At 71.2% G+C, this 12,218-nt stretch carries 9 protein-coding genes and 2 pseudogenes; 5 read left to right on the top strand and 6 right to left on the bottom strand.

Going from position 1 to position 12,218, the window contains the following annotated elements:
- Positions 1-255 precede the first annotated feature (255 nt).
- Positions 256-1,272 carry a hypothetical protein gene (locus E5082_RS29425; protein ID WP_135794278.1) on the top strand — a complete coding sequence of 339 codons (1,017 nt, stop codon included), beginning with the start codon at positions 256-258 and terminating at the stop codon, positions 1,270-1,272.
- Between the two features lie 43 nt (positions 1,273-1,315).
- On the opposite strand, the pseudogene E5082_RS29420 reads toward E5082_RS29425, so the two are convergent.
- Positions 1,316-1,700: pseudogene (locus E5082_RS29420) on the bottom strand (transposase family protein); the annotation flags it as partial.
- 179 nt (positions 1,701-1,879) lie between these two features.
- On the opposite strand from E5082_RS29420, the gene E5082_RS29415 reads away from it, so the two are divergent.
- Complete coding sequence (locus tag E5082_RS29415) at positions 1,880-2,353, top strand: hypothetical protein (protein ID WP_135794277.1); 474 nt, start codon at positions 1,880-1,882, stop codon at positions 2,351-2,353.
- A 445-nt stretch (positions 2,354-2,798) separates the two neighbouring features.
- Here E5082_RS29415 and E5082_RS29410 read toward each other — a convergent pair whose 3' ends face one another.
- Positions 2,799-3,977 (bottom strand): Cmx/CmrA family chloramphenicol efflux MFS transporter, encoded by a 1,179-nt coding sequence (locus E5082_RS29410; protein WP_135794276.1) that lies wholly within the window; start codon positions 3,975-3,977, stop codon positions 2,799-2,801.
- 696 nt (positions 3,978-4,673) lie between these two features.
- On the opposite strand from E5082_RS29410, the gene ppk2 reads away from it, so the two are divergent.
- Complete coding sequence (gene ppk2 / locus E5082_RS29405) at positions 4,674-5,684, top strand: polyphosphate kinase 2 (protein WP_373310121.1); 1,011 nt, start codon at positions 4,674-4,676, stop codon at positions 5,682-5,684.
- 110 nt (positions 5,685-5,794) lie between these two features.
- On the opposite strand, the gene E5082_RS29400 is transcribed toward ppk2, so the two are convergent.
- Positions 5,795-6,028, bottom strand: coding sequence for a hypothetical protein (locus E5082_RS29400; protein WP_135794274.1), 234 nt, complete (start codon positions 6,026-6,028; stop codon positions 5,795-5,797).
- 318 nt (positions 6,029-6,346) lie between these two features.
- On the opposite strand from E5082_RS29400, the pseudogene E5082_RS29395 reads away from it, so the two are divergent.
- Both E5082_RS29395 and E5082_RS29390 read left to right on the top strand, forming a co-directional pair.
- Positions 6,347-6,718 (top strand): annotated as a pseudogene (locus E5082_RS29395) (anhydro-N-acetylmuramic acid kinase); the annotation flags it as partial.
- Positions 6,719-6,947: 229 nt separating this feature from the next.
- Positions 6,948-7,991: an ArsR family transcriptional regulator gene (locus tag E5082_RS29390; RefSeq protein ID WP_135794273.1), complete on the top strand. Its 1,044-nt coding sequence runs from the start codon at positions 6,948-6,950 to the stop codon at positions 7,989-7,991.
- A 41-nt stretch (positions 7,992-8,032) separates the two neighbouring features.
- Here the strand turns inward: E5082_RS29390 and E5082_RS29385 are convergent, their stop codons facing one another.
- The 3 genes from E5082_RS29385 to E5082_RS29375 form a co-directional block, all read right to left on the bottom strand.
- Entirely contained in the window at positions 8,033-9,322 is a 1,290-nt protein-coding gene (locus E5082_RS29385; protein ID WP_135794272.1) for a hypothetical protein, read from the bottom strand.
- A complete protein-coding gene (locus E5082_RS29380) occupies positions 9,316-10,692 on the bottom strand; it encodes an N-acetylmuramoyl-L-alanine amidase (protein ID WP_135794271.1) in 1,377 nt (458 codons plus the stop codon). The genes E5082_RS29385 and E5082_RS29380 overlap by 7 nt, the downstream gene beginning before the upstream one ends.
- A 179-nt stretch (positions 10,693-10,871) precedes the next feature.
- Complete coding sequence (locus E5082_RS29375; protein ID WP_373310123.1) at positions 10,872-12,044, bottom strand: hypothetical protein; 1,173 nt, start codon at positions 12,042-12,044, stop codon at positions 10,872-10,874.
- Between the last annotated feature and the right edge of the window lie 174 nt (positions 12,045-12,218).

Here is a 12,218-nt window from a genome sequence, read left to right as displayed (position 1 = left end):
CCGTATGACCACCGTCTCCGGCACCACCCGCCGGAACAACTCCCACAACTCATCTGGCACCAGGCGCTCAGCAAGGCTCGTCATACCAACACAACGACCCCAGCCGCCAAAAGAAACGATGTCTTAGGGCGTCAGCGGCCGCCCGCACCGTTGCCGCGACCTCTGCGTGGGTCGGCCCGAGTCCCGAGGCGGCAGCGCCACCCCAACAGCCCCGTCCCAGTGGCCGCCCCTCACCTCGAAGCCTCCACTGGAGCCATGGAAGAGGGAGAGCTCGACTCCGATGATGACGTGGCAGGCAAAGGAAAGTCCTCCTGGGCGCAGCGCATCACCGCACATGTGGCACATCTCCAGGCGCTGCTCAACAGAAGGGAGGAGGTATCCGAACTCTCACCCGGCGACAAAAAGATCGCAGAGAAGGTGAAAACCCATCTGACTGTAGCCCGGAATGCGGCCGGAGGCCGGAAGACCCCCCTTTCAATGCTAACGGGTGCTCGCGTCGATCGGGCATACTCGAACGTCCACAAGGCGGAAGTGAAGCTCCTCAAACTGGTGCCCGCAGACGAAGGAGAACTGAAGTGGGCCGGGACCGTTGTCCTTGCCCAAGCCAGACAGCACCTCGGGCCGAGTGACCCTAGACTGGTGGCATTGGAGGACCGCTTAAAGAGTAACGGGCAGGAAATGGGACCGGACCTGAAAGAGCTGGCCATCGCCACCCTGCTTGCCGCACACGAGGCGGAGGAAGCGGAAAGAGCCCAGGCCCGGAGCTTCCGTAACGTCCTCCTGGCCGCGGCCATCGCTACCAGTATCGTTGCCGCACTGTTCATCATCTGGAATCTGAAAGACCGTTCGACGATATCCACGCTCCTTTGCTTCAGCCCCTCCACCGGGCAAGTTTGCCCAACAGGGAAGGAGGCGAGCAGAATTGACACCCTGCTGGTGGAAGGTATCGGCGCCGGCGCGGCAGCCATGGCGGGATCCCTTGCGCTTCGAAAAATTCAAGGCACGAACATGCCGTATTCAATTCCCGCCATGCTCATCCTCCTCAGGCTGCCCATCGGCGCCCTGTCGGCCCTCTTCGGGATCATGCTCATCAACGGTCAGGTCGTTCCAGGCCTTTCGAATTTGGACTCCGCTGCCCAGATTGCCGCCTGGGCGATTATTTTTGGAATTGCACAGGAGACTGTCACGCGAATGATCGATGCTCAGGGGAATAAGGTATTGGGCAATATGCGCGGCCCGGAGCGGGATTTCGAAGGCGGCGAAAACACTTAGGGAAGCTTCTGCGGGTGAGGTCAACAGTATCGGGCACACGTCCTCATCCGGCGGAGACGAGGTTGTGCAGGCGTACGATGCCGAGCACGGCGTGATGTACGCCGTCACCTTGAGACGGTAGTCGCGGAGGATTTTCCAGGTTTTCATGCGGGCGAAGGTGTGCTCGATGCGTGCACGAACCTGCTTGTGGGAGGTGTTGTGCGCCTTCTTTCAGTCGGTCAGCTCTTCGCCCTTTCGGCGGCGGTGCGGCATCACGAGGCCCGTGCCGGGATAGCCTCCGTCAGCGATGGTGATGGTGTTACGGCAGCCTTGACACCGGACTCCTCCCACGCCTTGCAGTCGTTGCGGTGGCCTGGCAGCGGCCGTCCAACCGCGAGAACAAGACGAGTATCGGCGTCGATGACCACAAGGTGGTTGGTGGAGGGCCTGAAGGCTGGCCCACGCCGTCGTCGGGAGGCTTCCTCGCCAGAGCATCGCCGCTGCGCGGGGATCAGAATCACTGACCTGCCACCCTCGGCCGTGTCGTTCAGATCACCCCGAGCGGGTCAGTCGGGGGGACAGGATTAATGCTGTGACCGAGTAGGAGAAGTCTGCATACATTCACCTGGTGAGCTACGACATCATGCTCGTGCGGGTGCAGCCGGGCCTGACACTTCAGGGAACGGTTGACCGCCTCAACGCCAACTTCGATCCCGATGCCGACCTGCAGCCGCTCCGACTTACTCAGGCGCAACGGAGCGCGTGGGACCGGATCCTGAGACGAGTCTCGCGGGACGCTGGCCCCGTCGAGTCTGCGGAGTACCCATACAGCCTCACCCTTGAGACCGTTGGTCGGCCAGGACGTGTGCAGCTCGACTACTGCGGCGACACAGCCCACATCGAGGTCGCTTACCGCCACTCGGGTCCGGCGACGCTGAAAGTGATGGAACTGGCCTATCGCATCGCTCGGATCGTCGAGGACGAGAGCGGCTTGACCGGCCACGACTTCGAGGTGGACCAGCCCACCCGAACGGGTGACCCGGTCACAGCCGCCGCCCGGCTGAGCAGCGTCTCCACGTGGGCACAGCACCACTTGAGCTAGCGGATCACCCAGCGGACCGGAGAAAGATACCTGCGACGCGCCGCCCGGGGCGGACTCCCGGTGCGCGAGGTCGCCGCTCAGATCAAGACCTGGACAAGCTGATCTATTAGTGAGCCACGCGCCGCAGCCGCCGTCCGCTGCCGTCAGTGTCGTCGTCAAACGTCGCAGAGCCCTGATCGACATGGCTGTGGTCGATGAGGGCTCCGCAGCAGCGCTATCAGATTCCGCGCAGCTCATGTCCTGGATGCCGGGGGCCTCATCGCAGGCGCGACTTCGGTTCTGCGTGTTGATCCCGCTGGCGTCTCCCCCGCTTTCGGCATCACGTGGGAGCAGAACGGGGGGTCAGTCCGCCGGTCGGCGGGCCTAGAAAGGTCCGCCCACTCCGGTTCGCCGAGTGAACACCCTGATGCTCCAGGACATCCGCGCAAAGGGGCGTTCGCATGGATCACCGCAACACCTCGGTGCTCTGGCCGCCGGTGATGACGGTGAGGAGGGGGAGCGCGATGAGCAGCGCGACCGCGACGAGAAGCCCGCTCGCCCAGAGCGGCCCGAGGACCCCGGCTTCGCTGCCCAGCGTGGCCGCAGCGACGACGGGGCCGACGGCGGCACCCACGTTGAGCGCCGCCGTCGCATACGAACCGGCCATGGTGGGGGCGCCTGCGGCCTCGTAGAGGATCCGCGTGATCAGTGTGCTACCCAGCGCGAACGACAGCGCGCCCTGCACGAACACGAGGATGAGCAGGGCGACCGGCTCGTCGGCCAGGACCGCCAGAGCCGGCCAGCCGACGAGCAGCAGCGGACCGGCGACCGCGATGACCGGGCCGGGACTGCGGTCGGACAGCCGTCCGGCGACGGTGACGCCCATGAAGGAACCGGCACCGAAGATCACCAGAGCGACAGGGATCCACAATTCGCCCAGCCCGGCGCTGTCGGTCACCACGGGGGCGAGGAAGGTGAGGCTTCCGAAGGTCGCCGCGTTCACCAGCACGCCGAGCAGCATCACCAGAACCAACCGCGGCCGGGCGAGCTGGGCGAGCTCCGCTCGCAACGTCAGCTGGCCGATCGCCTCGTCCTCGTCACGTCCTGCGGGGATGCCTTGCAGGATGCCGAGAGCGGCAGGCAGGCAGAGAGCGGCGACAGCCCAGAAGGTGGCCCGCCAGCCGAGCGCCATGCCGAGCACCGACCCGCCAGGGACGCCGGCGATCGTGGCCACCGTCGTGCCGGACAGCAGCACGGCCAGGGCGCGTCCCTTGTTGTCGGGTGAGACCAGCGTGGCCGCAGCCGTCAGAGCGACGGCGAGGAACCCCGCGTTGGCAAGCGCGGCCACGACTCGGGTGGCGAACAGGAGGGGGAGGCTCGTGGTGGCGGCGCCCACGGCGTGAGCTGCCGCGAACACCAGGACGAACCCGACGAGGGCTGGGCGCGTGGGCCAGTTGCGGGCAAGCGCGGCCACCAGGGGTGCGCCGACGATCATGCCGATCGCGAAGGCCGAGGTGAGCACGCCTGCTGTCCCGACGGTGACGTCGAAATCCGAGGCGATGTCCGGCAGAAGGCCGGCGAGCGTGAACTCCGAGGTACCCATGGCGAAAACCGCCAGGGCAAGCAGGTACAGCGGGAGAGGCATCGAGTGGCTCCGAGGTGAGGAGAGGCACGAGAAGGTCATCTCGTCACCGCGGCCAGCCCCGAACGCACACTCGTCCCACCGCGGAAAGCGGCACGACGACAGGGCTACGAGCTCAGTGGTGCAGGGGGCTGACGGCGTGACCGAAAGCCCCCACCTTGTCTGACTCAGGACTCGACATGGCCCGCACGCTACCCGACCGATGCCCGTCGGAGCATCCCGCTTTCACGGGCACCGGCCTGCGTCACCACCGTCCTGCCCCGCAACAGCTAGTTGGCTGAGGGGGTGATGAGGGTGCGCTTGAGCAGGTGTCGACGTGATCCGAAACGTAGTCACCGAGGACGGGCACGGCGGTTATTGCTGGACCGTCGCCCACTTCGACGGCCGGCCCCGGACGCGACGTTCGACGCGTGCCGCTGAGGGCGGTGGCGTGTGCAAGGTCTGCCGAAGGCGGTGGACAGGGGGCCGGGGAAATCGCGGGTGACGCGGGTCGGGTCGATGTGCGTCATGATCAGCGCGGGCTCCCAGTGCTCCCAGCGGATCTCACCCCTGTCGGGGTCGCCCACCCTGGCAGCCGCCTGCTCCGTGATCGGCGAAGTACACCTCGGCGCGGGGCCTGGAATGCGTCCACCGGGGCATGCGCGGGATGGCCGGCGCGCGCCGGCCGTTCGAGCGATCCGGGAGGCGGGAACGCAGGTGGTGTCCGAGAACGACGGCACGGTGGACACGGCGCGCGCGGGGGATCCCGCGCCCGAGGAGAGGCTGCTGCGAGGACTGGAAGTGGACGACAGTCGTCCCGAGAGGCCGATACTCCTTGACGTCGACGGCCGTCCGATCGAAACCTGGCGGGAGAACCACCCCTACGACCGCCGGATCGGCCGCGGCGAGTACGAGCGGACGAAGCGCATCCTTCAGATCGAACTGCTGAAGCTGCAGCGGTGGGTGAAGGACACCGGCCAGCGGATCGTCGTGGTCTGCGAAGGACGGGACGCGGCCGGCAAGGGCGGCACGATCAAGCGGTTCACCGAGCGGATGAACCCCCGCGGGGCCCGCGTGGTGGCGCTGGAGAAGCCGACCGAACGGGAGGCGGGGCAGTGGTACTTCCAGCGTTACGTGTCCCACCTGCCGGCCCGCGGCGAGATCGTTTTCTTCGACCGCTCCTGGTACAACCGGGCGGGCGTCGAGCGCGTCATGGGTTTCTGCACGGAGGCCGAGTACCAGCGGTTCCTCGGGCAGGCCCCGCTGTTCGAGCGGCTGCTCGTCGACGACGGCGTCCTGCTGGTGAAGTTCTGGTTCTCCGTCTCCCGGGCCGAGCAGCGCACCCGGTTCGCGATCCGCCAGGTCGACCCGGTACGCCGCTGGAAGCTCTCGCCCACCGACCTCGCCTCGCTCGACCGGTGGGACGACTACACCACCGCCAAGGTCGACATGTTCCGTGCGACCGACACGGCCCACGCGCCGTGGACGGTGGTGAAGAACAACGACAAGCGGCGCGGCCGGCTGGAGGCCATCCGCAGCTTCCTCGACCGCTGCGACTACCCGACGAAGGACCAGGAGGCAGTAGGGAAGCCGGACCCCCTGATCGTGGGCGCGGCACACACTCTGCTCGAGCCCGGCGAGGAACCCACGGACCTCTCACCCACCCCGCTGGCCGGCCCCACTCACGGCCCCGGGAACCACCCTGGGAACACCGCGCGGCCCTCGGCCTGACCGTCGCAGGACGCCGTCGCCGCCCGCGGGCACGCGGCCGTCGGGGTCGCCGCACCGGCAGGGCGGACGACGCGCTGCCGGCCCTCCTCCCCAGCGGCGAGGCGCGGGGCTCAGCCGTGGTCGACGAGCTGCGCCTTGCCCTGGAGGCGGGCGCAGTGCGCACAGCAGAAGAACGCCCCGTCCGCCTGGAGGCCGTGACCGAGGATGCGGCACTGGCAGTTGTCGCAGATGGGCGCCATCCTCTGGGCGGCGCACTCGATGCTGTCGAAGGTGTGGACCGCTCCCGCGGCGTGCACCTCGAACGACATCTCGTAGTCGTTGCCGCAGACTTCGCACTCGGCCATGGACGCTCAGCTCCTCATCGGTGCACGGGCAGGACCGTTCCCGCACCGGCGCCTGCCGGTGCCCCTGCACCGTAGCCGGAAGAGGCGACGGCCCCGAGGCGGCACGTTGCCCTGTGTCCGAGCGGCACCCGGGAATCACTCCGGCGGGTGCGCGGTGTCCGCGCCCCGCACGGCTCCCTCGCGCGGCGCGTCGCGGAGGGTGCGTTCGCACAGCCGGCCGGGGAGCGGGCCGATCCTGCCCGGCGCCTCGGCGGCCCAGGAGGCCGGTCACTGGTGGGTCCCCCTGCTCGACGGGGCAGGGAGGGGCGGAATCTGGCGGACGTGCTGGCCACCCTGACCCGGCTGATGGCCGTCACCGTGGCCGGCGCCTGCCGCGCCCACAGGGTCGCCGAACTCGTCGTCTCCGGCGGCGGCGCCCGCGACCCGGTGCTGATGCGCATGATCGCCGAGGAACTGCCCGGCGTTCCGCTCCGCCCCAGCGACGGCCTGGGACTGCCCTCCGGAGCCAAGGAGGCCCGGGCGTTCGCGGTCCTGGGATTCCTCACGGCCCACGGACCGCCGGGCTCCCCGCCCTCCGCCACCGGCGCCCGCCGGGCGGCGGTCCTCGGCAGCAGCACCCCCGGCCTGTCGCCGCTGCGCCTGCCCGAACCGGCCGCGCAGCCGCCCCGCCTGCCGCGGATCGTCCGCTGACGTCCGGCCGCGGCACACCCCGTGCGGTGCCCGGACCCGCCGCACGGACCCGGGCGGCGGGGGCCAGGCCCGGCGATGTGTCCGTCCGGCCTGGCGAGGCGCCGGCGTGCCGGCCGCGCGGCGGGACGGCGATTCTCGTCTCCGGCCGGCCCTTGCCGCGACCGGGCGTTCACTATAGTGAGCCATCGATCCCGCGACGGTCGTGGCCCTTCCAGGGGGTGCGTGCACGGTGCTGCAAGTGGAGTTCGGCGAACGGGCGTTGACCCGCTTACGCGTCGCTCGCGGAGCGGACCCGCTGTGGGACGCGGCGCTCAGCCTGCACCTGCTGCAGAACAGGCAGGAGTCCCTGGTGTACGACGCGTGGCGGCGCGAGGTGCGTGCGGCCCTGCACCGCGAGCGGCTCACCGAGGACGTCCGGGCGCTGATGCCGCTGTGTCCGGCCTCGGGCTACTTCCCCGACTTCCTCACGCCGAGCACGGGTGAGGCGAGTCTGGAGCACGGAGTCGACCGGGTGATGTCCACACCCCGGCGCAGACTCGTCACCGAACTCACCCGGCTGTGCGCGGATCTGCGGGGTCCGGTGCCGCGCAGCGTGCGCTGGGTGGCCACCGGGGACCCGGCCGCCCTGCACTGGCTGGGCACCACCCTGCGGCGGTACCACGCCGTGGCGGTGTCGCCCTACCTCGGCGCGGTCGGGGCGCGGGTCGCGGAGGACCGGGCGCGGCGTGCCGAGGCGGCGCTCGGCGGCGGCGCCGAGGGGCTGCTCGCCAGTTACACCGAACTCCCCGGCTGGCGGTGGCACGGTACGCGCCTCGCGGCCCCCTACCCCGAAGCCCGCCTGGTGCGGTTACGCGGCCGCACGCTCACCGTGGTGCCGGGCTTCTTCTGCGTACGGGCTCCGCTGACGCTGGTGAACGACGCGTTGCCGCCGGTCCTGGTGTACCCGACGCCCCCGGGCCCCGGCTGGCTGCCGCGGCTGCGCGCCGGGGCGGGCAGGCCGTCCGTGGCCCAGCTGATCGGCACCTCGCGTGCGCAGCTGCTGGAACTGCTCCAGAGACCGATGACGACGACGGCGCTGGCCGCGGCACTGCGGCTCGCGCCGTCGACCGCGAGCCGGCACGCGACGGTGCTGCGGGAGGCGGGACTCGTCGTGACCCGCAGGGAGGGCAACCGGGTGCTGCACCGGCGCACCGCGCTTGGACGGGCGCTGCTGGAAGGAACGGCCCCCGGGCCGGGGGCCGTACCCCACGACGGGTCGCCGGATTCGCCGTAGGGTGCGGGCGGACGCGGGTGCGTCCGCCCGCCGGGACGGACTCAGCAGGTCGGGACGCCCGGGAGCCAGGCGTCGGGGACGTCGATGAAGATGTTGGAGATGTAGCCGCCGTGGTCGGGCAGGTAGGACCAGGCGTCGTTGCTGTAGCCGTTGTAGTTGACGAGCTGTCCGTGGACCTGGCACCTGACGCGCACGGTGGTCGGGCCGGGCAGCGTGGCCACGCGGGTGGACGTGGTGGTCGCCTGCTGACGGATGCTCACGTCCGTGCCCCACGTCGGGAAGGACTTGGTGTCGCCGCCGCCGTCGGTCCACAGGTAGGTGACGGTCACCCAGCCGTTGTTGCTCAGGCCGATGTTGTAGAAGGTGCCGTCGGCCAGGTCGATGCCGGCCGGGTTGGCGACCTGGCGGCCGAACTCGTCGCGTCCGCCGTTGTACCCGTTCTGGTAGGCGGCCTGCGCTTCGGGCACTCCCCGGGCGAGGTCCCTCCACTGCTCCCTCTGCGTGGAGGGGTTCCAGTAGTCGTCGTGCGTGTTCCAGGGGCCCACGTCCCACACGGGCGCGGTCTCGCAGCGCGCCGGCCCGCACACCTGCACCGAGTACTGGCCGCTGCCGTTGGGCGACAGGGCGCGCCGCGAGGGGAGGGCCACGAAGTGGTCGTTGCTGCGTATGACGTGCCCGTTGGCGGTCGTGCCGCCGACCAGTCCCTCGCGGGTGGCGAAGACACGCGCCGAGAAGGCCGAGGCCGCCGCCAGCGGCCGGGCGGCGGCGGTTCCCCCGTCGTCCGCGCTCAGCGTCAGTTCCTCCACGGCCGGTGTGGTGCCGTCCTCGGCGGTCCACAGGGTCAGCCGGGCCTGCACGTCGTCGACGAGGCCGGGCAGTTCCGCCGGAGCGCCCGCCGTCGCCTGCCGCCACTCCGTCCACGCGCCGTCGGCAGCGCGGCCTCGCACGTCGACAACCACGCTCGTCCCGCCGGGCACCGCGGCGTCGAGGTCCACGGCGACCCGGTTCACCGGCCGGCTCACGTGGTGCGACTCCAGCACGGCCGAGGCGTAACCGCGGTCATGGCCCAGCGACGCGGGGCTCAGCGAACGGTCGCGCACGCGCAGCGCGCCGGCGCTCCAGCGGACGTTGACGTCGTCGGAGCCGGGGTGGGAGAGATCGGCCCGCCAGGAGACCGCGCCGGTGGCGGCGCGCGACGCGTCGGCGGCGCCGGCGGCGGGGGCCGTGCCGAGCGCCGTACCGGCCAGGGCGAGGAGGCAGAGCGTGCCGCGGAGCAGACGGGATCTGCGGCGCGGTGCGGGCCTCTTGCTCGGGGAAAGGGGGGTCAGCATGTCGGCACTCCCGGGAGCCAGGCGTCGGGGACGTCGATGAAGATGTTGGAGATGTAGCCGCCGTGGTCGGGCAGGTAGGACCAGGCGTCGTTGCTGTGGCCGTCGTAGGTGACGAGCTGTCCGTGGACCTGGCACCTGACGCGCACGGTGGTCGGGCCGGGCAGCGTGGCCACGCGGGTGGACGTGGTGGTCGCCTGCTGACGGATGCTCACGTCCGTGCCCCAGGTGGGGAACGGCGTGGTGGTGCCGCCGCCGTCCCCGCGTACGAGGCTCATGTAGTACGACCAGTCCCAGTACGGGCCGGGGTCGGTGTGGTCGTTGCCGGGCACCTCGCTGTGGCCGACGATGTGCGTGCGGTCCCTGGGGATGCCGTACTTGTCGGTGAGGTAGCGGGTCAGCGCGGCCGAGGACCGGTACATGCTGTCGGTGAACCAGGACGGCGTGCTGATGTAGCCCTCGTGCTCGATGCCCACGGAGGAGGCGTTGGCCGAGCGGGCGTGCCAGGCGGTGTCGCGTTCCCGGACCGTCTGGGTCACCTGGCCGTCGGAGGAGCGGACCACGTAGTGTGCGCTGACCTGTGCCGCCGGGTCCTTGAACCAGTTGATGGTGCCCGCGTAGGAGCCCTGTGTGACGTGGACGACCACCGTGGTGACGGCCGAGGTGCGGCCGGCGGCGTAGTTGCCGGCGTAGGCCGGTGACCAGAGCGCCGTCGGATAGTCGGCGGCTCCGGTGAGTCCCTCCGGGGCGGCTTCCGCGTACTTCCCGCGCTGCGGAGTCACCCGGTGCGGGGCGACGCCGACCTCCTCGCCGCCCCGCACGTGGGCGCGGACGCCCCGTCGCAGGACGTCGTAGACGGCGTCCGCGTACAGGCGGCCCGCCGTGTCGCTGCCGGGCGCGCCGTAGCGGGCGGCGACCGGGTACCAGGCGTCGAGCCGGTGCCGTCCGGCGGCGCGGAGGCCCGACTCGTCGGCCATGGCACGCAGGACGGCGGCCCCGCCGCGGATGTTGGCCGCGGGGTCGTGCTTCAGTTCGGCGGCCGTGGCGGTGGTGAGCCGGGCCGCCTGTTCGAGGGTGTGCCGGGAGGGATTGCCGACCAGGTGCATCATTCCGAAGCCGTTGTCCTGGCTGGGCAGTCCGTGGTGGTCGTCGAGGCGCGTCTCGGCGTAGGCGACGGCCACCAGCAGGTCGCGGGGTACGCCGTAGGCGGACGCCGCCCGCGCGAAGGCTTCGTTGAGGGCGGTCCCGGCCGGCGCGGTGGACGGGGAGGTGCTCGCCGCGCCGGCCGGCTGACCGGTCAGGGCGAGACCGGTGGCCAGGGCCAGCCCGAGGAGGGCGGTGCGCAGGCGTCTTATGGGAGGTCCGGAAGGCATGTGGGGCTGCTCCGTTTCTCGGGTGCCGAGTGGGGTGGGACGGCAGTTGGCGCACCGTCGTCGGACATCGGAGGGCCGACCGCCGCGGTGTGCGGCCGGGTGCCGGGAGGGGAGGTCCCGGCGACGGTCCCTGGGCGTGCCCGGGCGGGAAGTGCCGCGCGGAAGTGGCCAGGGGCTCGTCAGCACACGGGGATGCCGGGGAGGCGGTCCGAGGGTGTGTCGACGTAGACGTTCGTCAGATAGCCGCCGTACTGCGGGAGATGGGCCCACCAGTCGCTGCTGCGGGCGTCGTCCGTGATGCGCCGGCCCTGCTTCTGGCAGGTGACCAGGACCTCCACACCGGCCGGGAGGGTCGTGACGACGGCCGAGTCGGTCGTGGCGCCGGCGCGGACGCGCACGCCCGAGCCGAGCGTGGCGAAGCGGACGCCGAGGGGGCGCTGGGCGCCGGGCACGTCGAGCGAATCGACCAGGCGGGTGAGCCGGGAGTACGCGGTCCCGTACGGCGTGCCGTCGGGGTGGAGGGTCAGGACGGCCATGATGGACCGGTCGTCCGCGCCGACGGTGCCGGTGGAGTGCAGGGCCTCACTGACCAGATCGACTCCCCCGCCGGCGGCGGCCGTGGACGGGCCGGCGGCGGACGGTCCCGGCTTCCGGGCATCGTGGACGGAGCCCGCGCCGGCCGGGGCGGCGACGCGCGCCGGTGTGCCCGCGTCCGCGGTGCAGCCGCCTGAAGTGAAGCCGGACCAGCCCTGCTTGACCGCCCAGGGGCCGGTGAAGGCCGACGGGATGCCGAAGTACTGGTCGTAGCCGTCGTTGGCGCACCGGGTCGAGCGGTGCAGAGCGCCCATCACCAGGTCCCGCACGGGGGCGGGGGCGCTGTCGAGGACGTAGCGGTAGATCCGCACCGTGTCCGACGCGGTCAGGGCGGTGTACCCCCAGAAGCCGGGGTGCGTGGCGGGCGGGGGTGCCGTGCCGGTCAGCCCGAGCCGGGCGACCATGCGCTCGATGATCAGGCTGCCGCCCCGCTGCGACCAGTAGTGGCTCGCCGCGGCGTCGTCACTGCTGCGCAGCATGGCCTCCAGCCGCGCCCGGTCCTCGGCCGGGACCGGGTAGCCGGGCCCGAGGTCCCACAGGACGTCGAGGGCGAGCAGCAGCTTCACGACCGACGCCGACCGGAACTGCCGGTCCTCGTTGAGCAGTTCGGTGAAGCGGCCGGTGGACCGGTCGAAGACGGCGACGCCGGCGGTGACGCCCATGGGCACGTCCGGGTCGGGCGACGGGCGGGGCGAAGCGGCCAGGGCGGGCACCGCCGTCAGCGCGCCCAGCACGCCCAGGGCGACGGTGAGGCTCACCAGTCGGCCGATGCCGTGCCGGACACGGCGGCGGGTGCCGCTCCCCGGCCGGGCCGCCGACCGGGCTGCGGACGGGCCGGACCCCGCCGCACGACACCGCAGTTGCGGGCCGCGGCCGGTCGCGGCAGCCGCCGGCCGACGCTCCGGACGCGCCGTCACCGGCTGCTGCAAGCG

Source organism: Streptomyces griseoluteus (genome assembly GCF_004784465.1).
Taxonomy (GTDB): domain Bacteria; phylum Actinomycetota; class Actinomycetes; order Streptomycetales; family Streptomycetaceae; genus Streptomyces; species Streptomyces griseoluteus.
This window is presented reverse-complemented; position numbering and strand designations above follow the sequence as displayed.